The 24,364-nt window shown below is 72.9% G+C and carries 29 protein-coding genes; 14 read left to right on the top strand and 15 right to left on the bottom strand.

The window, feature by feature from the left end:
- Positions 1-89 precede the first annotated feature (89 nt).
- The 4 genes from NBW76_RS16245 to NBW76_RS16230 all read left to right on the top strand — a co-directional run bounded on the left by NBW76_RS16245 (position 90) and on the right by NBW76_RS16230 (position 4,379).
- Entirely contained in the window at positions 90-791 is a 702-nt protein-coding gene (locus NBW76_RS16245) for a GAF and ANTAR domain-containing protein (protein ID WP_055969564.1), read from the top strand.
- 129 nt (positions 792-920) lie between these two features.
- Entirely contained in the window at positions 921-1,979 is a 1,059-nt protein-coding gene (locus tag NBW76_RS16240) for a hypothetical protein (RefSeq protein WP_056552744.1), read from the top strand.
- Positions 1,980-2,064: 85 nt separating this feature from the next.
- Entirely contained in the window at positions 2,065-2,790 is a 726-nt protein-coding gene (locus tag NBW76_RS16235) for a hemolysin III family protein (protein ID WP_200932646.1), read from the top strand.
- Positions 2,791-2,891: 101 nt separating this feature from the next.
- Positions 2,892-4,379: an Ig-like domain repeat protein gene (locus NBW76_RS16230; protein WP_162239198.1), complete on the top strand. Its 1,488-nt coding sequence runs from the start codon at positions 2,892-2,894 to the stop codon at positions 4,377-4,379.
- On the opposite strand, the gene NBW76_RS16225 is transcribed toward NBW76_RS16230, so the two are convergent.
- Positions 4,380-5,186 (bottom strand): DUF1295 domain-containing protein, encoded by an 807-nt coding sequence (locus tag NBW76_RS16225; protein WP_056552738.1) that lies wholly within the window; start codon positions 5,184-5,186, stop codon positions 4,380-4,382.
- A 176-nt stretch (positions 5,187-5,362) separates the two neighbouring features.
- Between NBW76_RS16225 and NBW76_RS16220 the strand changes: the two genes are divergently transcribed.
- Both NBW76_RS16220 and NBW76_RS16215 read left to right on the top strand, forming a co-directional pair.
- Positions 5,363-5,965, top strand: a complete 603-nt coding sequence (locus NBW76_RS16220) for a flavodoxin family protein (protein ID WP_056552735.1) — start codon at positions 5,363-5,365, stop codon at positions 5,963-5,965.
- Positions 5,966-6,052: 87 nt separating this feature from the next.
- Positions 6,053-8,047, top strand: coding sequence for an NAD-binding protein (locus tag NBW76_RS16215; protein WP_056552732.1), 1,995 nt, complete (start codon positions 6,053-6,055; stop codon positions 8,045-8,047).
- A 17-nt stretch (positions 8,048-8,064) separates the two neighbouring features.
- Here the strand turns inward: NBW76_RS16215 and NBW76_RS16210 are convergent, their stop codons facing one another.
- The 3 genes from NBW76_RS16210 to NBW76_RS16200 are packed head-to-tail and all read right to left on the bottom strand — an operon-like array spanning position 8,065 to position 9,613.
- A complete protein-coding gene (locus NBW76_RS16210) occupies positions 8,065-8,445 on the bottom strand; it encodes an SRPBCC family protein (protein ID WP_056552729.1) in 381 nt (126 codons plus the stop codon).
- On the bottom strand, positions 8,442-8,963 hold the full coding sequence (locus NBW76_RS16205; RefSeq protein ID WP_156364676.1) for a hypothetical protein: 522 nt from the start codon (positions 8,961-8,963) through the stop codon (positions 8,442-8,444). The genes NBW76_RS16210 and NBW76_RS16205 overlap by 4 nt, the downstream gene beginning before the upstream one ends.
- Positions 8,960-9,613, bottom strand: coding sequence for an RNA polymerase sigma factor (locus tag NBW76_RS16200; RefSeq protein ID WP_082481387.1), 654 nt, complete (start codon positions 9,611-9,613; stop codon positions 8,960-8,962). Before NBW76_RS16200 ends, NBW76_RS16205 begins: the two co-directional genes overlap by 4 nt.
- A gap of 188 nt (positions 9,614-9,801) precedes the next feature.
- Between NBW76_RS16200 and NBW76_RS16195 the strand changes: the two genes are divergently transcribed.
- From NBW76_RS16195 to NBW76_RS16165, 7 genes are read left to right on the top strand one after another with little or no spacing between them, the layout of a single operon-like run.
- On the top strand, positions 9,802-10,248 hold the full coding sequence (locus tag NBW76_RS16195; protein WP_235492876.1) for an Asp23/Gls24 family envelope stress response protein: 447 nt from the start codon (positions 9,802-9,804) through the stop codon (positions 10,246-10,248).
- Positions 10,245-10,601 (top strand): hypothetical protein, encoded by a 357-nt coding sequence (locus NBW76_RS16190; protein WP_082481374.1) that lies wholly within the window; start codon positions 10,245-10,247, stop codon positions 10,599-10,601. The genes NBW76_RS16195 and NBW76_RS16190 overlap by 4 nt, the downstream gene beginning before the upstream one ends.
- A complete protein-coding gene (locus NBW76_RS16185) occupies positions 10,598-10,924 on the top strand; it encodes a hypothetical protein (RefSeq protein ID WP_056552726.1) in 327 nt (108 codons plus the stop codon). The genes NBW76_RS16190 and NBW76_RS16185 overlap by 4 nt, the downstream gene beginning before the upstream one ends.
- Positions 10,925-10,978: 54 nt before the next feature.
- Positions 10,979-11,158 carry a hypothetical protein gene (locus tag NBW76_RS16180; protein ID WP_055969542.1) on the top strand — a complete coding sequence of 60 codons (180 nt, stop codon included), beginning with the start codon at positions 10,979-10,981 and terminating at the stop codon, positions 11,156-11,158.
- Positions 11,151-11,537, top strand: a complete 387-nt coding sequence (locus tag NBW76_RS16175; RefSeq protein WP_056552723.1) for an Asp23/Gls24 family envelope stress response protein — start codon at positions 11,151-11,153, stop codon at positions 11,535-11,537. The genes NBW76_RS16180 and NBW76_RS16175 overlap by 8 nt, the downstream gene beginning before the upstream one ends.
- A 32-nt stretch (positions 11,538-11,569) precedes the next feature.
- On the top strand, positions 11,570-12,208 hold the full coding sequence (locus NBW76_RS16170) for a DUF6286 domain-containing protein (RefSeq protein ID WP_056552718.1): 639 nt from the start codon (positions 11,570-11,572) through the stop codon (positions 12,206-12,208).
- Positions 12,209-12,213: 5 nt separating this feature from the next.
- Positions 12,214-12,795, top strand: a complete 582-nt coding sequence (locus tag NBW76_RS16165; RefSeq protein ID WP_055969533.1) for a hypothetical protein — start codon at positions 12,214-12,216, stop codon at positions 12,793-12,795.
- A gap of 773 nt (positions 12,796-13,568) precedes the next feature.
- Here NBW76_RS16165 and NBW76_RS16160 read toward each other — a convergent pair.
- From NBW76_RS16160 to hppD, 8 genes are all read right to left on the bottom strand, one after another.
- The gene (locus tag NBW76_RS16160; protein WP_056552716.1) at positions 13,569-14,252 is read right to left on the bottom strand and encodes a glycosyltransferase family 2 protein; all 684 of its coding nucleotides are present in this window, start codon (positions 14,250-14,252) and stop codon (positions 13,569-13,571) included.
- Positions 14,245-14,799 (bottom strand): bifunctional 2-polyprenyl-6-hydroxyphenol methylase/3-demethylubiquinol 3-O-methyltransferase UbiG, encoded by a 555-nt coding sequence (locus NBW76_RS16155; protein ID WP_055969528.1) that lies wholly within the window; start codon positions 14,797-14,799, stop codon positions 14,245-14,247. The genes NBW76_RS16160 and NBW76_RS16155 overlap by 8 nt, the downstream gene beginning before the upstream one ends.
- Positions 14,796-15,506, bottom strand: coding sequence for a PIG-L deacetylase family protein (locus NBW76_RS16150; protein ID WP_055969525.1), 711 nt, complete (start codon positions 15,504-15,506; stop codon positions 14,796-14,798). Before NBW76_RS16150 ends, NBW76_RS16155 begins: the two co-directional genes overlap by 4 nt.
- On the bottom strand, positions 15,503-16,411 hold the full coding sequence (locus tag NBW76_RS16145) for a hypothetical protein (protein WP_056552712.1): 909 nt from the start codon (positions 16,409-16,411) through the stop codon (positions 15,503-15,505). The genes NBW76_RS16150 and NBW76_RS16145 overlap by 4 nt, the downstream gene beginning before the upstream one ends.
- Positions 16,412-16,487: 76 nt before the next feature.
- Positions 16,488-17,648 (bottom strand): fumarylacetoacetase, encoded by a 1,161-nt coding sequence (gene fahA, locus NBW76_RS16140; protein ID WP_055969519.1) that lies wholly within the window; start codon positions 17,646-17,648, stop codon positions 16,488-16,490.
- Positions 17,645-18,394, bottom strand: coding sequence for a hypothetical protein (locus NBW76_RS16135; protein WP_056552709.1), 750 nt, complete (start codon positions 18,392-18,394; stop codon positions 17,645-17,647). Before NBW76_RS16135 ends, fahA begins: the two co-directional genes overlap by 4 nt.
- A gap of 20 nt (positions 18,395-18,414) precedes the next feature.
- On the bottom strand, positions 18,415-19,590 hold the full coding sequence (locus NBW76_RS16130) for a homogentisate 1,2-dioxygenase (RefSeq protein WP_055969513.1): 1,176 nt from the start codon (positions 19,588-19,590) through the stop codon (positions 18,415-18,417).
- On the bottom strand, positions 19,590-20,822 hold the full coding sequence (hppD, locus tag NBW76_RS16125; protein WP_056552706.1) for a 4-hydroxyphenylpyruvate dioxygenase: 1,233 nt from the start codon (positions 20,820-20,822) through the stop codon (positions 19,590-19,592). The genes NBW76_RS16130 and hppD overlap by 1 nt, the downstream gene beginning before the upstream one ends.
- A gap of 119 nt (positions 20,823-20,941) precedes the next feature.
- On the opposite strand from hppD, the gene NBW76_RS16120 reads away from it, so the two are divergent.
- Positions 20,942-21,427, top strand: a complete 486-nt coding sequence (locus NBW76_RS16120) for an Lrp/AsnC family transcriptional regulator (protein WP_055969508.1) — start codon at positions 20,942-20,944, stop codon at positions 21,425-21,427.
- A 13-nt stretch (positions 21,428-21,440) separates the two neighbouring features.
- Here the strand turns inward: NBW76_RS16120 and NBW76_RS16115 are convergent, their stop codons facing one another.
- The 3 genes from NBW76_RS16115 to NBW76_RS16105 all read right to left on the bottom strand — a co-directional run bounded on the left by NBW76_RS16115 (position 21,441) and on the right by NBW76_RS16105 (position 24,346).
- Positions 21,441-21,866: a hypothetical protein gene (locus NBW76_RS16115; protein WP_056552703.1), complete on the bottom strand. Its 426-nt coding sequence runs from the start codon at positions 21,864-21,866 to the stop codon at positions 21,441-21,443.
- The gene (locus tag NBW76_RS16110; protein ID WP_056552700.1) at positions 21,863-23,056 is read right to left on the bottom strand and encodes a molybdopterin-dependent oxidoreductase; all 1,194 of its coding nucleotides are present in this window, start codon (positions 23,054-23,056) and stop codon (positions 21,863-21,865) included. The genes NBW76_RS16115 and NBW76_RS16110 overlap by 4 nt, the downstream gene beginning before the upstream one ends.
- Positions 23,057-23,182: 126 nt before the next feature.
- Positions 23,183-24,346 (bottom strand): pyridoxal phosphate-dependent aminotransferase, encoded by a 1,164-nt coding sequence (locus NBW76_RS16105; protein WP_056552697.1) that lies wholly within the window; start codon positions 24,344-24,346, stop codon positions 23,183-23,185.
- Positions 24,347-24,364: the final 18 nt, after the last annotated feature.

The following is a 24,364-nucleotide window of genomic DNA, read 5'->3' as shown; positions in this document are numbered from 1 at the left end:
TCCAACGTAGGGGGCCGAGACGGGGCGCGCGCGTCGTGGTGCCGACGTCGGCGAGTAGGTGATCCGCTCCGTCGGTGCGATGGTGGAGGATGCCCGACGACCTGTGGGACCGCTTCTCGTACCTGGCGCGCGACATGAGCCAGTCGCCCGACCTCGCGAGCACCCTGGGCGTCGCGGTGGAGGGGGCGACGGCGCTCGTCGCGGGGGCCGAGGCGGCGGGGATCTCGATGGTCCACCACGGGCGGAGCATCGACACGCCGGCTGCCACCGACGAACGCTGCCGCCGCGGCGACGCACTGCAGTACGCGCTCGGCCAGGGTCCCTGCCTGCAGGCGATCCACCAGCAGGAGACGGTGCGCAGCAGGGACCTGCGCACCGAGGAGCGCTGGCCGGGGTGGTCGCGTCGCGCGAGCGAGGAGCTCGGGTTCCGCAGCATGCTGTGCGTCCAGCTGTTCGTCACGCAGGACACCCTCGGGGCGATGAACCTCTACGCATCGCAGCCCGATGCGTTCGACGTCGACGACGAGGCGACGGCCCTGGCGGTGGCCGCGCAGGTCGCGGTGGCGCTCACCGCCGCCGAGGAGCTCGAGTCCGTGCAGAGCGTGGTGGCCTCGCGCATCGCGCTGGGCCAGGCCCAGGGGATGCTCATGCAGCGCTACCGACTGGCGCCCGAGCGGGCCTTCGCCGTGCTGGCACGCGAGGCGCACGCGAGCGGTCGACGCCTGAGGGACGTGGCGGACGACATCGTCCGCAACGGCGTCATCGAGGGCCACTGGGCCGACGACGACTGATCTTCTGCTTCGGTCCTCGGGCCGCGCCGCGTGGACGATCGGCGGGGCGCGCTGCGCGGAGGACGGTGCCGTGGGAGCGTGATCCCGGCACCGCGCGGAGTGCTCTGGAAGCAGCGGAAGAGGACGAGGATGAGCCGCACGACCCTCCCCGACGGGAGCATCCGGTACGCGCCGGACCGGGGGCACCGCGCCCCGACGACGAAGGCACGTCGGCGCAGCTCCCTCGCGGCCGTCGCCGTGGTCCTCCCGGTGGGCCTCGTCGGCCTGAGGGGCATCGGCCTGGAGGCGGGTCTGTGGGTGGTCGGCGTCACCGCCGCCGTCACGCTCCTCGGGGTGGTGGTCTGGCGGCTGACGCTCCCGTCGCAGCACACGGTCACCGTCTCGCGGACGCACGTCACGTTCCGCAGCTACGGGCGGACGCGGGTCCTGGCGGTGGACGAGCACCTGCGCGGCAGCCTGCTCGTGCTGACCTACCAGCACGGGTTCGAGGTCCCGTACCTCGTCGTCGACGGGACGGGGCGGCCCTTCCGCCTCAACGTCGAGATGTGGTCGGAGGACGACCTCGAGGCGATCATCAGGCACCTCCCGAACCACGCCTCGGCGCCCGAGCCGCTCGACGCCGCGACGGTCGAGCGCGAGTTCCCCGGCCTGCTGCCCTTCAGCACGCGACACCCCAACCGGTTCGCGATCGCGTTCGTCGTCGTGACCGTCGCCGTCGTCATCGCCGTGGGCGTGGTCGTCACCGCCGTCACCGCCGAGCGCGACGACGACGAGGAGTACGAGCCGGTCGCCACCGTCACGCCGTCGGTCCGGCCCGATCTGTCGCGCGAGGCGGGTGGTCGGCAGAACCGGCTGCAGGCCGACGTGCAGCGGCTCCTGGGCGAGGACGACGACTGGAGCTCGCAGGACCCGACCATCCGGGACTGCGCCGACGGCGGGTACCAACGGATCCTCACCTGGACCAACGACGCGCCCCGCGAGCGCTACACCCAGGACGACCGGCAGGACGTCGCCGCGGCGGCCCGTCGTGCCGGGCTGGTCGAGCGCGACGTCGAGCAGGACGGCGAGGCCGTGACCGGACTGAGCTACCTCGACCCGGAGACGCTGGCCTCGCTGCAGGTCGACGTCGGCGACGGGGTCCTGACGGTGACGACGGACAGCGCCTGCTCCAGCGCAGACCGGCCCTGACGCGCTGGTGGCCTACGGTGGTCCCACCGTCGCTGTCCACGGTGCGTGACGACGTGTCGCGCTGTCTCGACCAGGAGGAGCTTCCGTGAGCAGCACCGACGACGACGCCCTACCCGTGGACCGGCGCACGCGAGGCATGGCCGACAAGCTGGCCGAGCTCAAGCCCTCCTTGCGCGGGTGGATGCACGCCGGGTTCGTGCCGATCCTCCTGGCGGCCGGCATCGTGCTCATCGTGCTGTCGCCCACGACGGAGACCCGCTGGGGCTCCGCGATCTACGTCGCGAGCGCCCTGCTGCTGTTCACGGTCTCCTCGATCTACCACCGGGGCACCTGGGAGGTCGGCATCTGGGCGTTCTGGCGTCGCTTCGACCACGCCAACATCTACGTGCTGATCGCCGGGACCTACACGCCCTTCGCGATCCTCTACCTGGAAGGCGGGGCGCGGGCGTGGCTGCTCGGCGTCGTCTGGTCCGTCGCGGTCGTGAGCTCGGTGCTGCGGATCCTGTTCACCGAGGCGCCGCGCTGGGTCTTCACGACCCTCTACATCGCGCTCGGGTGGATCATCGTCCCGTTCCTGCCCACGTTCGTGGACGGAGCCTCGCGCTTCAGCACCGGCGTCAACGTGACGGCCATCAGCCTGATCGCCTTCGGCGGGCTCGTCTACACGGTGGGTGGCGTGGTCTACGCGACCAAGCGACCGAACCCGGTGCCGGAGACGTTCGGCTTCCACGAGGTCTTCCACCTGTGCACGGTCCTGGCCTTCGTCGCGCAGTACACGGCCGTCTCGGTGGTCACCTACTCCCTGCGCTGAGACGCTGACGGCGACGCCTGGAACTTGTAGGATCGCCCCAGACGTGGGCGCCGTGCCTGCGCCCGAGGGGGAGCATGATGCAGGTCCGATCACTTGTGGCCGTGACGGTCGCGACGTTCACGGGGCTGGCGCTGCTGGCCGGTCCGTCCACCGCAGCGCCGGTGCGCGCGGAGGGCGACGTCGCCACCGGCACCATCACGGGTCGTGTCACCGAGGGCGGCGGTGTGCCGACGCCGCAGGCGAGGGTGACGGCGAAGTCGTTCGCGGGCGGTGCGGAGGTCGTCGACACGGCGACGACCGACGAGTTCGGGCGATACACGTTGGACGTCCCGGCGGGCGACTACCTCGTCACGCTGCACGGGAGCGACCCGGCCTTCAAGGTCCTGGACTCCTACTGGAAGGACGCCGACCGCGTCGACCAGGCGACGGCGGTCACCGTCGCGGCCGATGGCACGGCGAGCGACGTCGACCTGCCGCTCTGGGGTGGTGGCTTCGTCCAGGGGACCGTCACGAGCGAGAGTCCCTCGCGGATCAACGGTCTGGTGGCCACGCTCTACGACGCGCAGGGCAACGCCATCGACCAGCAGACCCTCACCGCGTCGTCACCGCGGTTCACGCTGGGCGCGACGTCGAACGTGCCCTCGGGAAGCTACCGGGTGGGACTGCGCAACGGGACCCTCGTGGACCAGCCCGACGCAGCCCGCTTCGAGGTGAAGGTCTCCTCCGACTCGTCCTACGACGTCGGCACCATCGATCTCGACGGACCGCCCACCACCGTTCCTCGTCCGACCATCAGCAGCGCGAACCCGCAGGTGGGCCGACCGCTGGAGGCGTCGCTGGACGGTTGGGAGTCCGACGAGGGCGTCTCGCTGAGGTACCAGTGGTACATGAACGGCGTCGCGATCGATGCCGGCAAGCAGGCCACCTACACGCCCAGCCCCGGCACGCTCGGCAAGAAGCTCACCGTTAAGGTCACGGCTGTCCGTGGGGGAGAGGCGATCGCGACCGCCACGTCTGTGGCCACCAAGGCGGTGCTGATCGGGACCATCGAGGTCGTGCGGCGGCCGACGCTGGCTGCAGCTCGGTACCCGGTGGTGGGCGATCGGATCGGTCGTGACCTCGGCTACTGGAAGCCGTCCGGTCTGACGTGGAGCCATCAGTGGTACCGGAACGGGTCCGCCATCTCCGGTCAGCGTGGGTCCACCTACCTCCTCCGTTCGGCGGACTGGGGCAAGAAGGTCTTCCTCGTCGTCAAGGCCTCGCGGACGGGCTACCGGACCCAGGCGGAGCGGACCGAGTCCGTGGTGGTCAAGCGCGCTCCGTCGATGTCGAACACCACGACGGTGCTGGGGGGCGGGAAGGTGAAGCTGACCGCGAAGGTCGTGGTGGTCGGGACGTCGCGTCCGTCCGGCAGTGTCGCCGTGCTCGAGGACGACGTGAAGATCGGCACGATCGCGTCGTTGACGAACGGGGTCGGCTCGCTGACGGTCAGTGGTCGTGAGCCCGGCACGCACCGGTACACGCTGGAGTACTCGGGCAACAGCCTGGTCGTGCCGGCGAGCCGGACGCGCGAGGTCGTCGTCCGGTAGTCACCCGCGCAGGCGGGCGAGCAGCCGTCGCGGGTCGGGGAAGAAGAACGGCACCCGGTCCTGGTAGTCGCGGTAGCCGGGGCGGTCCTCCATGCGCTGCTCGGTGCGCTTGGCGCCCGTCGCGTACATGAGGAAGTAGGACATGGCGACCGGTGCGGGCCAGGTCCACCCTGCGGGCGCCGACGCGGCCGCGGCGAGCCACGCGCCGTCCCACGTCACGGAGTCGCCCAGGTAGTTGGGGTGGCGCGAGACGCCCCACAGCCCGGTGTCGAGCACGTCGGGCTTCTCGTCGTCGTCGCGCTGCTTGAACGCGTCCTTCTGCCGGTCCGCGAGCGCCTCGACGACCGTCCCGATCGCCATGACGGCGAGGCCGACCGGCAGGAGGTAACGGCGCGAGGTCCGGGGGAGGGTGCTCGCTGCGGCCACCTGCAGCGGTGCCGAGACGACCAGCTGCGCCAGCCCCTGCGTCACGAACACCTTGAGCCCGGCCGTCGCGGTGGAGTCGCCCTCGAGGAACTCGGTGTAGCGGGGGTCCTCCTCGTCGCTGCCGACCAGCCGCGGCAGCATGAGCGACTCGAGCCGCACCGCCCACGCGGTGGTGGCGGCAGCCAGGGCCCAGCGCCGACGTCGGTCGCCGTTCCCGACCACGGCACTCGTGAGCGCGATGGCCGCGAGGCCCGGCCCCCATGCGCCGTCGGCGTAGTCGCGACGTCCCCGGGGCAGGGCGACGGCCGCGGTGCCCGCCTGCACCAGTGTCGTGACGGCGGCGGACGTGCCTGCCACGCGTGCGAGGTTCTGTCGGTCCACGGTTCCTCCTCGGTGAGAGGCACACGGCCGGTCGAGGCCCCCTGCCTCCATGCTGCGGTGCCGCCTGCCCGACCGCACCTCCGGCGACGCGCATGGCGTCCGACCAGCGGGGTACGCCTCCGGCGACGTCGTCGACACGACGGCGTCGCGATCGACTTCCGACGGGAGCACCACCGATGACCCTCACGGCCCTGGCCCTCAACTGCACGCTCAAGCCCGGCGACGCCCCCTCGAGCAGCGCGCTGATGGCGCAGCAGTTCCTCGACGCCCTCGCCGAGCACGACGTGACCGGGAGCATGGTCCGCGTCGTGGACCACGACGTCCGACCCGGTGTCGAGACCGACATGGGTGACGGTGACCAGTGGCCCACCATCCGGCGGCAGGTGCTCGACGCCGACATCCTCGTGGTCGTCACGCCGACGTGGGTGGGCCAGATGTCGAGCGTCGCGAACCGGGTCCTCGAGCGGCTGGACGCCGAGCTGTCCGAGACGCGGGAGGACGGCAACCCAATCCTCTACGGCACGGTCGCGCTCGTCGGCGTCGTCGGCAACGAGGACGGCGCGCACAAGATCACGGCCGACCTCTACCAGGCCCTCGACGACGTGGGCTGCACGATCCCGGCCCAGGGCGGCACCTACTGGAACGGCGAGGCGATGCACACCGTGGACTACAACGACCTCGACGAGACGCCCGAGGCACCGCTGCAGACGCTGAGGACGGCGGCGGCCAACGGCGCCCACCTGGCGAGGCTGCTCACGGCCGAGCCGTACCCCGCCTGACCAAGGGCCCGATCTGCCCGAAAACGCCCACGCGGTCGGTCCTGATCCGCCACCATGCCCAGGGGGTCGTGACGAGCAGGAGGACCCATGGGCCGCACCGGGCAGCAGATGCGTCAGCGCACCGCCAAGGCGATGAGCACCAGGACGACCGGTGACGGGGCGCACGGCGTGGTGCCGCGAGATCGGCACCGCGGCCGGGGACGCTCCACCTCGGTCTCGCGCCGCGCGCGTCTGCGCTACTGGTTCGACGGGACGATGGCCCGCGGCACCTCGGCGCTGGTGGGCTGGCTCGCCGTCGTGACGGTGCTGCTGATCGTCGTCTTCTCGATCGTCGTGACCGTCACCGGCATGCAGCCGGGCACCGAGAACGCCAAGGGCGGGTTCGTGGGGCAGCTGCTCGCCTCGTTCTTCCACGCGCTCGACCCCGGGACGGTCGCCGGTGACTCCGGCAGCTGGCCGTTCATCGTCACGATGCTGCTGCTCACCGTCGCCGGGCTGTTCGTGGTGAGCGCGCTCATCGGTGTGATCGCCACGGGCATCGACGACCGACTCGCCCAGCTGCGCCGCGGCCGGTCGCTGGTCGTCGAGACCGACCACACCGTGGTCCTCGGCTGGTCCGACGCGGTCTTCGCCATCGTGCGGGAGCTGTCGGTGGCCAACGAGAGCCGCCGGAGGCCCGCTGTCGTCGTGCTGGCCGAGCGCGACAAGGTCGAGATGGAGGAGTCCATCCGGGAGAAGGTGCCCGACCTGCGGGGGACACGTGTGGTGTGCCGCACGGGCTCACCGCTCGACCTGGGCGACCTCGCGCTCACCCACCACACGGCCGCGCGCTCGGTGATCGTCCTGTCACCGGAGACCGACGACCCCGACAGCGAGGTGGTCAAGACGCTGCTCGCCCTGACGCACGGCGGCGACGGCCCGCACGTGGTGGCGGAGATCCAGGACCCGCAGAACCTGGAGGCGGCACGGCTGGTGGCGGGGGAACGGGCCGTGGTCGTCGACAAGCGCGAGACGGTCGCCCGCCTCATCGTGCAGACGTCGCGCCAGTCGGGTGCTGCGGCGGTGTACACCGAGCTGTTCGACTTCGACGGCGACGAGATCTACCTCCACCGCGATCCCTCCCTGGCGGGGGCGACGTACCGCGACGCCGTGCGCGCCTACGAGACGGTGTCGGTCATCGGACTGGCCTCGCCCGACGGATCGGTCCGGCTCAACCCCGGCCAGGACGAGCCGGTCGGGGACCGCGAGCTCGTGGTGGTGGCCGAGGACGACTCCGTGCTCGCCGGTCTGCACCGGACGACGACCGAGGTCGAGACCGCACGCATCGTGACCGATCCCGTCGCACCCGAGGCGGCGAGCCGGATCCTGGTGCTGGGCTGGAACGAGCGTGCTGCCGTGGTGGTCCGCGAGCTCGACCAGTACGCCCAGCCCGGGTCGAGCCTCGACGTCGTGTGCGACCTGGGCAGCCCCGACGTGCCCGAGGTCTCCAACCTCGCCGTGATGGTGAGCCACGGCCGCACCTCCGACCGCGGCACCCTCGCTGCCCTCGACGTGGCGTCGTACCACCAGGTCGTCGTGCTCTGCTACTCCGACGACCTGCCCGTCCAGCGGGCCGACGCCCGCACGCTCGTGACCCTGCTGCACCTGCGCGACCTGCTCGCCGACGTGCCCGTCGCGGACCGGCCGTCCGTCGTCAGCGAGATGCTCGACGACCGGAACCGGGCCCTGGCCCAGGTGGCCGATGTCGACGACGTGATCGTGAGCGACGAGATCCTGAGCCTCATCCTCACCCAGCTCTCGGAGGACCGGCGCCTGGAGGCCGTCTTCGCCGACCTGCTCGACGCCGACGGTGCGGAGATCTACCTGCGGCCGGTCGGCGCGTACGTCACGCCGGGGGAGCCGGTGGGCTACGCGACGCTCGTGGAGGCGGCGGCCCGCCGGGGTGAGACCGCCCTCGGGTACCGCGTGGCCGCCGACGCCCACGATCCCGCCGCCGGGTACGGGGTGCACGTCAACCCGGCCAAGTCCACGGCGTTCCCGGTCGCCGCCGACGACCGCGTGGTCGTGCTCGCGGACGACTGACGGCCCGGGGTCCGCCCTCAGGCCGGACGGGCCAGGTGGTCGATGCGCACGAGCGCGGCAGCCAGCACGGGGAGGTAGGCCGGCGCCCACAGCGGAGCGCCCATGCTCGCGCGGCACCCGTCGCCGTCGGGTCGCACGGCGTGGGTGGTGGCCGGGACGCCGGCGACCCGCCAGGCCCAGGAACGACCGGGGTCGAACGAGGTGACCTCGAACGGGAGGCGCACGCCGACCGCCGTCCACACGTGCCCGCGGGCACCGAGCCCCAGCTCGCCGCCACCCTCCAGCGCGGCGCGCCGCACCGACGGGCCCCAGCGCGGCCAGGCGTCGAGGTCGACGAGCAGCGACCACACCACGTCGGGCGCGACGTCGACGTGGCGGTGGACGGTCAGCTGCCTCATGCGGGCTCGAGGTCCTCGTCGACCGGGTCGACGAGGCGCGGGTCGCCGAGCGTCACGTCGCCCACGTGCACGTGCGGCACGACGTCGGCCGCACCGGGCGCAGGACCGTCGCCCAGCACGTCCGTCAGCGTGGCCCGGGTCAGCGCCGTGGCCCGGTCCGCGATGTCGGGGACCGACGAGAGGTAGCGGACGACCAGCTCGACGCGGACGCCCGCGAGCACGGCGTCGGGGCCGACGTCGAGCGTCACTCGGCGCACGGCGGCGTCGGTCAGGCCCGTGTCGAGGGCTTCGCGCAGCAGGGCGACGATCGCGACCGACGAGACGCGCAGGTCGTCGTGGACGGTGTCCACCAGGACGGCGCGGCGGGGTGCGGCCAGCGCCCGCTCGAGCACGCGATCGGCGACCGCCACGACCCGCGTCGGTGGTGGGAGGGTGCGCAGCTGGGCCGCGGCGAGGGCCAGGGCGGCCTCGCCCTGGGCGAGGTCGATGCCGTCGGGTACTGCCTCCATCCCGCTCATCGCCACTGCTCCATCCGGATCGCCAGGGTGCGTCGAGCGCGGTGCAGCTGTCCGCGCACCACGGTCGGGGTCGTGTCGAGCACGTGCGCGATCTCCGCGTACGAGAATCCTTCGATCTCGCGCAGGGTCCACGCCGCCCGCTGGGTCCACGGTAGTTCACCGAGAGCGAGCGTCAACGTCTCCCACAGCTCGTGCAGCATCGCCTCGCCCTCGGGGTCGCTGCGCCGCGCCGCCCCCAGTGCCGCGTCGCCGCCGCGGGCGAGGGGCTCGAGGATCTGGTCGTCCACCGCGAGCGGGCGGGTCCGGCGCCGACGCTCGTAGGCCTCGCGCTGGACGATCGTGAACAGCCACGTCTGCACCTTCGAGCGACCCTGGAAGTCGGGCAGGGCGCGCCAGGCCTTGACCCACGCCTCCTGCACCGCGTCCTCGGCGGCCCGCTCGTCGCCGTCGAGCAGACGCGTGGCGTAGCGCAGGGTGCCCGGGAACAGTCGGTCGAACAGCTCCTCGAAGGCCGCCCGGTCGCCCAGCCCCGCACGGCGGGCGAGGGCGTTGTCGGTGACGGCCTCCAGGTCGCTCCCGCCGGACCCGGCGGAGTCGTCGGCAGCGTCGGGACCGGTCGGTCCGGACGTCGACGCCTGGCTTCCGTGCACCGCTGGCTCCCGCGTCTCGACGTGGCGACGGTGGTGTCGCCTCGTCGATGGTGGCACCGGCCCGCGGGCCCCGCCCGCCGAAACGTCGCGTCCCAGGTGACGTGCCTCACAGCGGCGTGACGATCGGCGGGGTCACCCCGTCTCACCTGTGTCCGATCAACGACGAACTCCAGAACAGGAATGATGACGTGAGCGAGAAGGCCATCGCCAAGACCACCACGACCTCCAGCGAGCTCGAGAGCACGCAGGGCCGTACGACCATCGCCGACACGGTCGTCTCCAAGATCGCCGGCATCGCGACCCGTGAGGTCACCGGCGTGTACGCGCTCGGTGGCGGCACCGCCCGCGCCGTCGGCGCGCTCCGCGAGCGGATCCCCGGCTCCTCCACCAACCACTCGCAGGGCATCTCCGTCGAGGTGGGCGAGAAGGAGGCCGCGATCGACATCCAGCTCGTCGCCGAGTACGGCGTCTCCATCGCCGACCTGGCGAAGGGCATCCGCACGAACGTCATCAACGCCGTGGAGCGCATGGTCGGCCTGAGCGTCGTCGAGGTCAACATCGAGGTGCAGGACATCCACATCGAGGCCGACGAGTCCGCCGACGACAGCACCAGCAGCGAGCCGCGGGTCCAGTGAGCGCCCCCGACCCGACCGGTCACGCCGGTGCCGCGCGCGTCGGGGAGGACGCCTCCGCGAACGACGGAGCGTCCACCCCGGCGGAGCGGGCGGCCGAGGCTGCCCTCGCGGTGCCCGGTGTCGCGGACCTGCACGCCGGGTCCTTCGGCGAGGTCGGCACGTACCTCCCGGGCCGCCGGGTGACCGGCATCCGCATCCGCGACGACCTCACCGAGGTGCACGTGGTGGCCGCCATGGGCTCGCCCCTGCGCGAGCTGGCCGACGCCGTCCGCTCGGCCGTGACCCCAGTCGTCGGGACACCGGTGCAGGTCGTCGTCGAGGACGTCGTCCCCGCACGGACGACCGAACCGTGAGCGGCGGCGCCGGGGCGCAGGAGAGGCCGTACCAGGGGCCGGTCGACTCCTCGCTGCGCGAGCAGTGGCGCCGCGAGCGCCGCGCCCTGGTGCGCCGCCACCACCCGGACGTCGGGGGAGACCCCGAGGTCCTCCAGGCCCGGCTCGCCGCGCTCGACCACCGCTTCGGCGTCCGCGAGGACGCGTTGCGGGCCGTCCCGGACTTCCTCCCCGAGTCGATGCACCGGCCTTGGACGACCGCGCGGCGCGTGCTGCGACAGGTCTCCGGTGCCGTCACGGCCCGGGTGCCGACCCCCCGACGCCGCCGCTACTTCGACATCTGACCCCTACCTCCCCCCATCGCCCGCCTCGGCGGGCCCCACGAAGGAGTACCTGACATGACCACCTCCACCGTCGGCCTCATCGCCGGCCTCCTGCTCGCCATCGCCGCCGCCGCGGGCGGCTTCGCCGGCTTCCTGTTCGCGCTCGTGCTCGGAACGGCGGGCTACCTCGTCGGCGGCCACGTCGACGGCGAGGTCGACCTGTCCGGCATCCTCGGACGCCGGGACCGTGGCTGACGTGCAGGCGCCCGTCGGGCGCGACGACCTGCCCGCGCCGGCCGAGCGCGGCCGCACCACGATCGCCGACGGCGTCGTCAGTCGTGTGGCGTCGATCGCGGCCTCGGAGATCGAGGCCGTCGTCGACACCCGCAAGGGCTGGACGAAGCTGGTCCGCAAGGGCTTGCCGCACGCCGACGCCGTCGTGGCCGGCGAGACGTCGCGCATCAAGGTCGAGGTGGCCGCCGTCTGGCCCACGCCGCTGGCGCCCCTCACCGACCGGGTCCGTGAGCACGTCACCGAGCGGGTCGACACCCTCGTCGGCGTCACCGTCAGCCGGGTCGACGTGACCGTGGCCGACGTGGTGCACCTCGACGAGCCGGCCCGCCGCGTCCTCTGATCCCACCCCATCCCCCCGTAGAAGGACCTCCCATGTCTTCCGAGACCACCAGTCCCGCGACCGGCGACCGCGCCGGCGGCGACCGCGCCGCCACCACGGCCCGGCACGCGACCACGCAGCACGCTGCACCCCTGCCGGCGGCGAAGTCCCCGGCCGGGACCGGCGCCACGCCCCTCGTGGCGCAGCTGCTCGCCCTCGCCCTCGTGGCGCTCGGCGTCGTCGCGGTCCAGCACCTGCTCGTGCAGCTCGGTGCGGTCTCGGGCGACTCGTGGCTCGACACCGTCGTGCAGGCCGCCGACGGGGTCACCGGCGACTCGCCCGCCGTGCTCGCCGCCGCGATCGTGGCGCTGGTGGTCGGCGTGCTGCTGCTGCCGATCGCCCTGAAGCCCCGGCCGCGACGCACCCTCGCGCTCACGGCCGACAGCGGCGTTCACCTGCGTCGCAAGGACCTCACCCGCGTCGTGGAGGCCGCCATCGACGGCACGGACGGCGTCACCGACGCCGACGTCTCGGTCGGCCGTCGCAAGGTCAAGGTCGTCGCCCGGTCCGTGGCCTCCACCGACCGCGACGCCGCACTCGAGTCCACCGTCCGCGAGCAGGTCGAGAAGGTCTGCGCCGCCGTCGACCCGTCGCCCCGCGTCGACGTCACCATCCGCCACGAGAAGAGCTGAGTCCCATGATCAGTCGTACCGTCCTCCTGCTCGACCGCATCGCCACCCTCGTGCTCTCGCTGCTGCTGCTCGCCGGCGGCCTGGCGGGCCTGTGGTGGTGGTCCGGACGCTCGATCTCGGGCACCACGCTGCCCGACACGAGCAGCACCTCCGCAGCGTCGGACGCCCTCGGTACCTCCTGGGTGGCCTGGGCGGTCGCCGTCGGCGGCGTCGTCGTGGCGCTCGTCGGCCTGCGCTGGATCCTTGCCCACCTGCGCCGCAACACGGTCTCGCGACTGCGCCTCAGCGGGAGCGGCCCCGACGGCCGCAACGAAGCCCTCGCCGGCAAGGCACTCGGCGCCGCTGCCGACGCCTACGCCACCACCGACGGTGTTCGGTCGGCTCGTGGCACGGTCGTGAAGGACCGCGGCCAGCTCGTGGCCCGCGTCGACGCGACCATCGAGCCCGAGGCGGACCTGGCCCACCTGGCCCGGCGCGCCGACGAGGTCTCGGCCCAGCTCAACGACGTCCTGGGTCGTGAGGACCTGCGCGCCGCCGTCCGGCTGCGGGTCGCGGCGCGAGGTCGCGCGCTCTCGCGCGTGCACTGAGCGGGAGAAGCTGGCCGGTCGGCTCCGTCGGCGTGAGTGGGTCTCTGCGTGCGGCTGTGCGGCTTCGGCTGGGCCTTCGCTTGCTGCTGCGTCGCTCGGGTGGGCGTCGACCTGCGGCTGCGTCGCTGTGGCTACGAGTGAACCTGTTCTCCGAAAGGGCCTCGACCGGCGGACGGGTCTGCGCTCGGTCGGGTTCTCGGAGCGTGGCTCCCGGTGACGCAGGATTCTGCATTGGTGCGTGAGGGGGCGAAGGATGCGGCGTTCGTGTTCGGATCCCGTCGCGAACGCAGCATCGTTCGGGGTTCTGCACGCGAACGCAGAATCTTGCGTCCGCCGGGGCGACTCGCGCGGCGGGTGGGCAGGGATTCTCCCTTCTCGCGGACCGTTCCACGCAGAAGGAGAATCACTGCCCTTCAGGGCGCCATGTCGGCGCCACGATTCTCCCTCCGCGAGGCACGGTCCACGCGAAGGAAGGATCCTGCGTGGATCCCGCACAGATGAAGAATCGTGGCCGCGCCCCGCAGACCCAGCCGAGTCGAGACCCACCGTTCCGGTCGAGGCCCTTTCGGAGGCCGCCCCGCCTCGAAGCCACAGCGACGCAGCATCGAGCGAGAACTCGGCCGCGCCCCGCAGACCCAGCCGGACCGAGGCCCACCACAGTGACGCAGCAGCGGGCGAAGGCCCACCCGAGCGGCGCAGCAGCAGTCCGGGTCCCACCCGACTGACGCACCAGCAGGGAAGAGCCAGCCACGACCCCGCCGTACCGGTCGAGCTCAGCCCGCCGGCGCCGACCACGCGCGCAGGTCGGCCGCGACGCCAGACGGTGCGCGCCCGACCAGGCGTGGCGAGGTGACCACGGAGTGTTCCGTCGTCCACACGACTCGGTGGCCCGCCGCCACCACGCGGTGCACCAGGTCGGCGTCCTCGTGGACGGGGAGGGTCGCGAACCCACCCACGGAGCGGTAGGCGGAGGCGTGCACCCCGAGGTTGGCGCCGTGCACGTGTCGGTGGCTCGCGCCGTCGACGCCCCGCTGGTAGTGGCGCCACCACGCTGCGTGTCCCGGGGTCGCATCGGGCGGGAGCACGATGGTGCCGACCACCGCATCGGCACCCGCCGCGGCGAGATGGAGGTGGTGCTCCAGCCAGGCCGGGGGGACGCGCGAGTCGGCGTCGGTCGTCGCGATCCAGGTGCGGGTCGGGTCGTGGCCCTCCAGCAGGGTGGCCACACCTGCCGCGCGGGCGGCGCCGACCCCGGGCTCGGACCGCTCCAGCACGCGTGCACCGTGTCGCCGCGCGATCGCGGCGGTGGCGTCGACGGTGGCGTTCACGACCACCACCACCTCGACCGGGACGGTCACGTGCCGGGCCGCCTCGGCCAGGGCCGCGAGGCACGCCTCGACGTGGTCGGCCTCGTCGCGGGCCGGCACCACGACGCCGATGCGATCGACCTCAGGCACGTTCCAGCACCTCGAGCCGGAAGTTGCGCTCCACGTGCGTGACGACGCCGCGCAGGCCGGCCGCGTGCAGGTCGGCGTGGGCGTCGTCGGGGCGCGACGCCGCCTCGTCGAAGTCGTGGCGCCAGTGCACGGCCAGCACCTGGCCGTCGTCGGTCAGGCTCTCGACCGTGCGGTGCGCGGTCAGGGCCCGGTCCTCGGGGGACAGGAAGTACAGCACCTCCGACAGCACCACCAGGTCGAAGGCGCCCTCCGGCCAGTCCTGTGGGATGGACCCGCGGCGGGCGTCGACGCGGTCCAGCGCGCGCTGCCCGAGCCGCTCGAGCGCGAGGTCCACGAGGTCCATGGCCACCACCTCGTCGCAGCGTCGGGCCAGCAGCTGGGTGATCTGCCCGGCCGCGCATGCCGGCTCGAAGGCGCGCCTGTACTGCGGGCGGGGCAGGCTCGCCAGGGTCAGCTCCCGCTTGCGCTCCTCGTACGGGGCGCTGTCGAGGAGCCACGGGTCGGGGTCGGTGCGGTACAGGTGCTCGAAGTACGCCGGGTCGGTCACGTAAGGACCACCTCGGGCGCGTGCAGGGCGTGGGCCAGCAGCGCCTCGGTCACCACGGGCGCGTCGGCGGGATGCGGCGAGAGTGGCTGGAGCTGGCTGCGGAAGCAGCGCAGCGCCGTCACCTTGCGGGCGTGCGCCGCAGTGTCGTAGGGGAGCAGGGCCGCTCCGCGCAGCCACGAGGCCTGCGCGGACGGGGTGGTCACCGTCCATCGCCACACGGGGTAGCGCCAGAGGGTGGCTCCCGCGGGCGCGACCTCCCGGGCCACACGGCCGACCACGTCGTGGTCGGCGTGGCCGTCGTCCTCGAACGGCGCGACGACGAGCGCCGCGTCCGCGAGCAGGGTCGTCAGGCGGTCGCGCAGCGGTGACTCGTCCTGGGGCAGGGCTGCGTCGCGCAGGCCGAGGTGGGTCACGTCCGGCCGCTCGTGCCCGAGGACGGCGAGCGCCTCGCCGAGCTCGGCCCGGCGCACGGTGCGCAGCTGGTCGGGCGTGAGGGTCGGGCTGTCGGGGTGCGAGCGCTCGCCGTCCGTCGCCACGACGAACCGCACCGGGTGTCCGGCACGTCCGGCGAGCCAGGCGCCCACCCCCAGCACCTCGTCGTCGGGATGGGCCGAGAGCACCACTACCTGGCCGGACGGCGCGGCGGCCCGGGGCAGGTTCGCGCCGCGCAGGACCTCGGACCAGGGCGCCGCCGGGTGCTGCCTCATGGGAGTCCTCCGAGCCGGGCGAGGTCACGCTCCGCGTGGTGCTGCCGCACGAAGACCTGCAGGTCGGCCACCCGTCGGGCGTGCTCGGCGTCGAACGCGAGCGGCCCCGGTCCGGTGGCGCGTCCGACGTGGTGCAGGACGGTGTCGACCACGTCGGCCACCCCGGCGCGCACCGCGAGCGCGAGTGCCTCCACCTCGGTGTCGGGCTCGGTGTCGATCCTGCGGGCCGCGTCGTCCAGCAGGGCGCCGGCGGTGTGCAGCGCCGCGCGGACGGCGCCGCGGTGCGCCAGCCCGTGCTCGTCCAGCCGGGCTGATCTCTCGAGCACGTCCGCGACGGCCCGAGCGCCGCCGGTCCACACGGCGGCGATGCCGATCGCGCCGTGCCAGAACCCGGGCCGCTGCACGTAGGCGCCGGGCGCCCCGACGGCCACCGCGTCCACGGCGTCGAGACGCAGCGTGACCGTGCGGGCGTCGGCCATGCCCGGCCCCACCCACGTCGGAGCCTGCTCGTCGACCGCGACCCCTGGTTGGTCGAGGTCCACGGCGAACAATCGGTCGTGGCCGTCGTCCTCGGCGGTCACGAGCGCGTGGGTCACCAGGTCCGCTCCCGAGCAGAAGGCCTTCGTGCCGTCGAGGTGCCACCGATCCCCGGTCCGCGTCGCACGGACGACCGCGAACGGCGGTGCCGCCGCCCAGACGGCCCACACCCCGTCGGTGTCGATGGGGTGGTCCAGCTCGGCGCCGATCGCCACGGCGTCGTGGTGCGGCTCGGCCAGCTTCGCGAGCGACAGGTCCTCGTGCCCGAGAGCGACGAGTGCGTCGAGCCGGTCGTGCGTGGCACCGCTGCCGGGAAGGGGGAGGGGGGTGCGCGTGCGTTCACGCAGCAGCTCTGCCGTCAGTCCCATCCAGCTCCCTCGTCCGGGCGACCGCAGGGCCGCCCGTCCTGTGTACCCGTTGCGAGCCGTCCGAAACGCCGGGATCTCAGGATCCGGCGATCCGCCCCGTCACGGCACCGAGTTCGATCCTCGATCCGTCGGCGCCGGGAGCGGTGGCGGTGATCGTCACGGTGTCGCCGTCCTCCAGGAAGCTGCGGGTGGTCCCGTCGGGGAGCACGATCGGCTCGGTGCCGTTCCAGGTGAGCTCGATCAGGGCGCCGCGCTCCTCGCGGGCCGGGCCGCTGACCGTCCCCGACGCGAACAGGTCGCCCGGTCGCACCGAGGCGCCGTTGACGCACAGATGGGCGAGCATCTGCGCGGGGGTCCAGTACATCGCCGCGTACGGCGGGCGGGAGACCACCTCGCCGTCGAAGCGCACCTCGAGCGCGAGGTCGAGGCCTCCGGCCGGTGCGTCGGCGTCGTCGAGGTACGGCAGGAGGGCGACGTCGCGGGTCGGCGGAGCCACGCGGGCCCCGGCCAGGGCCTCCATCGGTACCACCCACGGGGAGACCGAGGTGGCGAACGACTTGCCGAGGAACGGTCCGAGCGGCACATACTCCCAGGCCTGAAGGTCGCGTGCGGACCAGTCGTTGACCAGGCACACGCCGAACAGGCGGTCCTCGGCCTCGGCCAGGGTGAGCGGGCCGCGCACCGACGGGCCGCCGACGACGAACCCCACCTCGGCCTCGATGTCGAGCCGGGTCGAGGGTCCGAAGACGATCTCGCCGTCGGGGGTGCGGCGCTGGCCGCTGGGGCGCACGACGTCGGTGCCGGAGACCACCACCGTGCCGGCTCGGCCGTGGTACCCGATGGGCAGGTGCTTCCAGTTCGGGGTGAGCGGCTCGGAGTCGGGTCGGAACAGGCGGCCGAGGTTCGACGCGTGGTGCTCCGAGGCGTAGAAGTCCACGTAGTCGCGGACCGTCCACGGCAGGTGCAGCGTGACGTCGGCCTGGGGCACCAGGTGCTCCTCGGCGCCGGACGCGACGAGCTGCAACAGCCGGTCGCGCAGCTCGGCGCGACGTTCGGACGGGTAGGACAGGACGCCGTCGATCGTGCCGTCGGCCAGCTCCTCGGCCAGGTCCGGCAGCGCCGCGCCGACGTCGAGCACCTGCGTGCCCACGCCGACTCCCACGCGCGGCGCCGCTCCGGCCGTGCTGAAGGAGCACCACGGCAGCGTCGTGGTGCCCCAGTCGACGGGATCGCTCATGCGGTCATCCTTCCGGGAAGCAGGCCGAGGTGGGCCAGGTCGGCTGCGGGCTCGTCGACCGAGCACGTGCCGAACGAGGTGAAGAGGCGACGTGCCTGCCGGACACGGTCCTCGCCGAGCGCGGCCAGGTCGGGGCCGACGTGCTCGTCCTCGCGACGGAGCACCGCCACCGCGGCATCGTCGCCGGAGCCCGACAGCAGGGTGTCGACCGCCAGCAGCACGTTGGCGAACCCGTGGTGCACGAGGCCGTCGTCGGGGTCGGTGGAGCGGACGGCGCGATGCAGGCCGGCGGTGAGCTTGAAGGGTCGCTCCGCGCGCACGAGCGACGAGAGTGCACGTCCCAGCCGCTCGGGCGTCGGGAACGCGTGGGCGTCGGGGCCACCGGTGCGCAGCTTCACGAGCGCGCCGGCCGGTACGTCGAGCGCACGGTCCGCGTGCGTCTCGACCACGAGGCAGGCGCCGGCGGGCACGGTCACCGACGCCGGGTCGCGCGTCTCCACCGCCGCCACGTCGAGCCCGGCCGGGACGTCGAACGGGGCGTCGGCCACCACGGCCACGCGGAGGGTGGCGCCACGGGCGAGCTCGGCCGCGCGGGGGAGCGCGGAGGCCGGGAGCACGAGTGGACCGACCAGCGCGGCGACGTGGTGCCCGTGCCGTGCCAGGTGCGCGGCGACTGCCTCGTCGAGCGGGAGGTCCCCGGGCGGGAACACGGCCGCGTCGTCGAGGAACGCGTCGAACGGTCCCACGAGTACGTCGCGGGGACCACTCACTGCGACCACGAGCGGTGGTAGACGCCGTCGTCGACGGCCCGACCGCCCTCGCCCAGCTCCAACGGACGGAACGTGTCGACCATGACCGCGAGCTCGTCGAAGGACTCGGCGCCCAGGCTCGCCTCGATGGCCGCCGGCTGGGGGCCGTGCGAGTGGCCGCCCGGGTGGACCGTGACCGACCCCTTGGCGATGCCGGAGCCCTTGCGCGCCTCGTAGTCGCCGTCGACGTAGAACATGATCTCGTCGCTGTCGACGTTGGCGTGGAAGTACGGCACCGGGATCGCGAGCGGGTGGTAGTCGACCTTGCGCGGCACGAAGTTGCAGACCACGAAGTTGCTGCCCTCGAACACCTGGTGCACCGGCGGCGGCTGGTGGATGCGCCCCGTGATCGGCTCGAAGTCGTGCACGCTCAGCGCGTAGGGGTAGAGGCAGCCGTCCCAGCCGACGACGTCGAACGGGTGGTCCGGGACCACGTGCACCGTGCCCGCCAGGCCGCCCGGGCCGGAGCCGCGGTGCTTGATGAACACCTCGACCGGTCCCTCCTCACGCACCTCGGGCTCGCCGGGTCCGCGCAGGTCACGCTCGCAGTAGGGCGCGTGCTCGAGCAGCTGGCCGTAGCGCGACAGGTAGCGCTTGGGCGGGGCCACGTGGCCGTTCGCCTCGATGCAGTAGGCGCGGGTCGTGGTCTCGACCACGTAGCGATGGGTGGTGGCGCGGGGGACCACCAGGTAGTCGCCGGGGCCGTAGGTGAGGTGGCCGAGCACGGTCTCGAGCACGCCCGTGCCGGCCTCGACGAACACGATCTCGTCGCCCGTGGCGTTGCGGTACAGCGGCGACGTCGCGTCCGCCACGACGTAGGAGATCCGCACGTCGGCGTTCCCGAGCACGAGTCGTCGTCCCTGGACGACGTCGGTACCGCCCTCGTCGAACAGGTCGTGCAGGCGCAGGTGCCGCGGGAGCAGCGGCTCGTTCGGCGTCGTGGTCTGGTCCGGCAGCTCCCACCGTCGCGCCTCGAGCACCGCCGACGGCACGCCCACGTGGTAGAGCAGCGAGGAGTCCGAGCTGAACCCCTCCTCGCCCATCAGCTCCTCGCGGTACAGCGTCCCGTCGGGGGAGCGGTGCTGGGTGTGCCGCTTGGGCGGGATCGATCCGGCGCGACGGTAGTGCGCCATCAGAAGTTCCCGCGCTTGGCCTGCTCACGCTCGATGGCCTCGAACAGCGCCTGGAAGTTCCCCTTGCCGAAGCCGAGGGACCCGTGCCGCTCGATCAGCTCGAAGAACACCGTCGGCCGGTCGCCGATCGGCTTGGTGAAGATCTGCAGCAGGTAGCCGTCCTCGTCGCGGTCCACGAGGATGCCGCGGCTCTGCAGCTCCTCGATCGGCACGCGCACCTCACCGATCCGGGCCCGCAGCGCCGGGTCGGTGTAGTAGCTCTCGGGCGTGGCGAGGAACTGCACGCCGTGCTCACGCAGGTGGTCGACCGTCGCCAGGATGTCCTCGGTGGCCAGGGCGAGGTGCTGGGCGCCGGGACCGCGGTAGAACTCGAGGTACTCGTCGATCTGCGACTTCTTCTTCGCGATCGCCGGCTCGTTGAGCGGGAACTTGACCCGGTGGTTGCCGCTGGCCACCACCTTGCTCATGAGGGCGGAGTAGTCGGTGGCGATGTCGTCGCCGATGAACTCGGCCATGTTGGTGAAGCCCATGACGCGGCCGTAGAAGTCGACCCACTCGTCCATGTGGCCCAGCTCGACGTTGCCGACCACGTGGTCCAGTGCCTGGAAGACGAGGCCACTCTGCCGCCCACGGCCCGGCACCCCCGCCGGGTCGCGGTGCACGGTGGTGCGGCGCTCGACGAAGCCGGGGAGGTAGGGGCCGGTGTACCGGCTGCGGTCCACGAGCGAGTGCCGGGTGTCGCCGTAGGTGGCGATGGCCGCGACCCGCACGGTGCCGTGCTCGTCGCTCACGTCGTGGGGCTCCTCGAGCACGGTCGCACCCTGGGCGCGGGCGTGCTCGATGCAGCGGTCCACGTCGGGCACCTCGAGCGCGATGTCGACGACGCCGTCGCCGTGACGGCGGTGGTGGTCGGCGATCGTCGAGTCGGGGTCGACCGCGCCCTTCAGCACGAACCGCACCGCGCCGCTCTGCAGCACGTACGCGTGGTGGTCGCGGTTGCCGGTCTCGGGGCCGGAGTAGGCCACGACCTGCATCCCGTAGACGTTCTCGTAGTAGGCGGCGGCCTGGGTGGCGTTGCCGACCGCCCACACCAGGGCGTCCCAGCCGGTGACGGGGAAGGGGTCGGCCGAGTCGTCGTGCTCGACGAGACCGACGAGCCTGCGCAGCTGCTCGAGGTCGAGGTCGGCGAGCCGCTCGGCGTCGGTGAGGATCGTGTCTGGAGTCGTCGTCATGTGGTCCAGGTCACCGCCTTCTCGTGTGCTTGGCAACCTGCCTGGTCCGAGGTAGACAGATCGAGCGTTCCTGCCGAGTAGAGTCCCTCGAGACTGGTCAATCTGCAGAGGAATCACCCATGGATGCTCTCGACCTCGCCCTCGTCGCCGCACTGCGCGAGCACCCCCGCGCCGGGGACCTCGAGCTCTCGCGCGTGGTCAAGGTCGCGCGCGCCACGGTGCAGTCGCGCCTGGCCAAGATGGAGGCCGCCGGCGTCATCACCGGCTACGGCCCCGACGTCGACCTCACGGCGGCAGGCCACCCCGTCCTGGCCTTCGCCACCCTCGAGATCGCCCAGGGCCGGCTCGAGGACGTGCGTGCCGAGCTCGACTCGCTGCCCAACGTGCTCGAGGCCTACGTGACGAGCGGGACGGCCGACGTCGTGTGCAAGATCGCGGCGTCTTCCCACGCGGACCTGCAGGACGTGCTGCTGCACATGAGCACGTCGGGCTCGATCGTGCGGTCGACGAGCATCGTCGTGCTCAGCGAGCTGGTGGCCCCGCGCGTGCTGCCCGTCCTGGCGCGCGACGTGCAGGGCGGTGGCAGGGCGCCCCGCTACCGCTGACCGAGGGCCTGGATCACGCGTCGCGATCCGCGGCCGTGGTGGCGGGTGACCCGCGTCGGCCCGCCCAGGCGGCCAACGCCCCACCGACCGCGAGCAGCGCCGTCATCACGACCCAGCTCGCGCCGTACGGCTGGTTGAGGATCGTGTCGTTGTCGGGCTTGCCGCCCTGCCCGCTCAGCACGGGCAGGAAGGTCACGGTGAGGGTCGCCCAGACCAGGAACGCGATGCCGAGGGCCGCGTGGCGAGGAAGCAGTCGGGACGCCCCGACCCCGAGCGCGACCGTGACGGGCGCGAGCACCGCGTCGTGGACCAGCACGCCGGCGACCAGCCAGACGACGAGCGAGACCAGCTGTTCGGACGTGAACTCGCGCATGAGCCACAGCCCCCACAGCCCGCAGCCCACACCGACGAGCACGAGGATCGCGCGGGCGGCCCTCATGCGGTCACCTCGAGCCGACGGACCCACTTGGTCTGCAGCACCCCGGGCCGGTTCGGCGCGATGATGCGGCACGGGTACCCGTGGTCGAGCGACAGCGTCTCGCCGTTGAGCTCGAGGGCGAGCAGCGTGCGCTCGTCCTGCGTGAACGCGGCCGGCAGGTCGGTGTTCGCGAACGCCCCGCGGGTCTGCAGCGAGGAGACCCGCACGTCGGACCCCGGAGGTGCGTCGACCAGGGCGAGGACGTCGCGGACGGCCACGCCGGTCCACACGGCGTCCTTGCTCCACCCCTCGACGCAGGCCATGGGCAGGCGGTGCGTCCTCTGCGGCAGCTCCGCCAGCTGGTCGCGCGTGAGCGAGACGGTGCGCCCACCCGCGACGACCTCGAGCACGTAGTCGGGTGAGCTGGCACCGTCGACGGCACCGGCGGCCCTCGCGGTGCGGTTGATCGACAGGCCCTGCGGACCGTCGCCGTTGCGCACCGCGAAGACCGAGACGTTGCGCAGCCAGGGGACCGACTGTCCGGCGGTGAGCAGGACCGCGAGCCCGGACGCCGAGGCTGCGCCGAGCAGGACGGCACGGCGCGTGGGACCGTCGCCGGCATCGGGGGGCCTGTCCTCGTGGTCGTCGTCGACCTGTTCGTCGTCGATCGGGGCGCCGAGGGCGGCCCGGATCACCGGCAGCTTCACTGCCACGTGCACGAGCAGCGCCCCGATCGCCACCCAGGCCACGGCGTTGTGGGTGCGTCGGAAGCTGAAGTCCCAGGGGTACCACTGGGCGATGTTGAGCAGCCCGCTCGCGAGCATGAACACCGCCGAGGCGACCAGCGCGGCGATCGACGCGCGCTCCAACGCCTCGACCACCAGGGCGCGGCGACCCGACGGCGGGCGCACGAACAGCCGCGGGAAGACCGACCACAGCTTGACCAGCAGCAGCGGCACCGCGGCCGTGCCGGCCACGACGTGGACCCCCTGGGTCACCCGGTAGAGCCAGGCGGGCGACGGCCCGAGCGGCACCCAGTCCTGCGGGTCCTGCTGCAGGTGGCTCCAGATCCCGGTGACGAAGCACAGCCCGAACGCGACGCCGAGCGCGACGCCCACGCGCGCGCTCAGCCCCGTGCCGCGCGAGCGGCTCGTGAAGGCGTCGGGACGGGGGAGCAGCCGCTCGACGTCCTGGACGGTCGGCAGCCTCATCGCGTGTCCCGCGACGTCATGCGTCCTGCTGCCATGCGTCCCGCTCTCGTGTGCTCGACCCTGGTGTGACCGATCCTCTCGCACCTGACCGGTCCGTGTCCGACGTAGTCGCGGCCACGCAGCGCGTCACAGCGCCGCGAGACGTCGGACGGCCTCGTCGATGACGTCCGGCCTCTTGCAGAACGCCCACCTCACGAGCGGCCTGCCGGGGTTGTCCTCGAGTGGGGTGTCGGGGTCGTGGAACACCTGGTGCGGCACGGCCACGACGCCGACCCGCTCGGGCAGCGCGAGGCAGAACTCGAGCCCGTCCTCGAAGCCGAGAGGGCGGATGTCGGTGGTCGCGAAGTAGGTCCCGTCGGGAACCACGACGTCGAAGCCGACGTCGGCCAGCCCTGCGCACAGCTGGTCGCGACGGGCCCTCATGCCGTCGGTGAAGGAGGCGAAGTAGTCGTCGTCCAGGCGCAGCGCGGCGGCGATGGCCGGCTGCAGCGGTGCGCCCGACGTGAAGGTGAGGAACTGCTTGGCGCCCAGGAGCGACCGCACCAGCGACTCGGGGCCGGTGGCCCACCCGACCTTCCACCCCGTGAACGAGAAGGTCTTGCCACCGCTGGAGATGGTGAGCGTGCGCTCGCGCATGCCGGGCAGCGTGGCGATCGGCACGTGGGTCACGTCGAAGGTCAGGTGCTCGTACACCTCGTCGCTGATCACCACGAGGTCGTGGTCGCGGGCCACCTGGGCCACGGCGGCCAGCTCGTCGGGCGTGAGCACCGTGCCGGTGGGGTTGTGCGGGGTGTTGAGCAGGATCGCGGTGGTGCGCGGCGTCACGGCGGCGCGCAGCTCGTCGACGGGGAGGCGGAAGTCCGGTGCGCGCAGCGTGACCGGGCGGCGGACGGCACCGGCCATCTGCAGCACCGCCACGTAGGAGTCGTAGTAGGGCTCCAGCACGATCACCTCGTCGCCGGCCTCCACGATGCCGAGCACCGCGGCCGCGATGGCCTCGGTGGCGCCGGTCGTGACCGCGACCTCGGTCTCGGGGTCGACCTCGAGGCCGTACCAGCGGCGTTGGTGCTCGGCCACGGCGAGCCGGAGGTCATGCACGCCCGGGCCGGGTGCGTACTGGTTGGCGCCCCCGCGGAGCGCGGCCACGGCGGCGTCGATCACCGCGTCGGGGCCGTCGGTGTCGGGGAACCCCTGGCCGAGGTTCACGGCACCGGTCGAGGCCGCGAGGGCACTCATCCGCGCGAAGATCGTGGTGCCCAGTCCGTCGATCCGGCTGCTCTGCGTCCTCATCCCTCGCGACTCTACGCA

The organism is Aeromicrobium sp. Leaf245 (genome assembly GCF_942548115.1).
Lineage (GTDB): Bacteria > Actinomycetota > Actinomycetes > Propionibacteriales > Nocardioidaceae > Aeromicrobium.
Note: the sequence above shows the minus strand (reverse complement) of the source record. Positions and strands in the feature narration are given on the sequence as shown.

Excerpts from the sequence above, each read along its gene's own strand:
- NBW76_RS16115 (WP_056552703.1), bottom strand. The coding sequence starts at position 21,866 with ATGAGGGCCGCCCGCGCGATCCTCGTGCTCGTCGGTGTGGGCTGCGGG.
- hppD (WP_056552706.1), bottom strand. The coding sequence starts at position 20,822 with ATGACGACGACTCCAGACACGATCCTCACCGACGCCGAGCGGCTCGCC.
- NBW76_RS16165 (WP_055969533.1), top strand. The coding sequence starts at position 12,214 with ATGATCAGTCGTACCGTCCTCCTGCTCGACCGCATCGCCACCCTCGTG.
- NBW76_RS16130 (WP_055969513.1), bottom strand. The coding sequence starts at position 19,590 with ATGGCGCACTACCGTCGCGCCGGATCGATCCCGCCCAAGCGGCACACC.
- NBW76_RS16180 (WP_055969542.1), top strand. The coding sequence starts at position 10,979 with ATGACCACCTCCACCGTCGGCCTCATCGCCGGCCTCCTGCTCGCCATC.
- NBW76_RS16120 (WP_055969508.1), top strand. The coding sequence starts at position 20,942 with ATGGATGCTCTCGACCTCGCCCTCGTCGCCGCACTGCGCGAGCACCCC.
- NBW76_RS16220 (WP_056552735.1), top strand. The coding sequence starts at position 5,363 with ATGACCCTCACGGCCCTGGCCCTCAACTGCACGCTCAAGCCCGGCGAC.
- NBW76_RS16245 (WP_055969564.1), top strand. The coding sequence starts at position 90 with ATGCCCGACGACCTGTGGGACCGCTTCTCGTACCTGGCGCGCGACATG.
- NBW76_RS16150 (WP_055969525.1), bottom strand. The coding sequence starts at position 15,506 with ATGAGGCAGCACCCGGCGGCGCCCTGGTCCGAGGTCCTGCGCGGCGCG.
- fahA (WP_055969519.1), bottom strand. The coding sequence starts at position 17,648 with ATGAGCGATCCCGTCGACTGGGGCACCACGACGCTGCCGTGGTGCTCC.
- NBW76_RS16110 (WP_056552700.1), bottom strand. The coding sequence starts at position 23,056 with ATGAGGCTGCCGACCGTCCAGGACGTCGAGCGGCTGCTCCCCCGTCCC.
- NBW76_RS16240 (WP_056552744.1), top strand. The coding sequence starts at position 921 with ATGAGCCGCACGACCCTCCCCGACGGGAGCATCCGGTACGCGCCGGAC.
- NBW76_RS16215 (WP_056552732.1), top strand. The coding sequence starts at position 6,053 with ATGGGCCGCACCGGGCAGCAGATGCGTCAGCGCACCGCCAAGGCGATG.
- NBW76_RS16105 (WP_056552697.1), bottom strand. The coding sequence starts at position 24,346 with ATGAGGACGCAGAGCAGCCGGATCGACGGACTGGGCACCACGATCTTC.
- NBW76_RS16145 (WP_056552712.1), bottom strand. The coding sequence starts at position 16,411 with ATGGGACTGACGGCAGAGCTGCTGCGTGAACGCACGCGCACCCCCCTC.
- NBW76_RS16210 (WP_056552729.1), bottom strand. The coding sequence starts at position 8,445 with ATGAGGCAGCTGACCGTCCACCGCCACGTCGACGTCGCGCCCGACGTG.
- NBW76_RS16205 (WP_156364676.1), bottom strand. The coding sequence starts at position 8,963 with ATGAGCGGGATGGAGGCAGTACCCGACGGCATCGACCTCGCCCAGGGC.
- NBW76_RS16170 (WP_056552718.1), top strand. The coding sequence starts at position 11,570 with ATGTCTTCCGAGACCACCAGTCCCGCGACCGGCGACCGCGCCGGCGGC.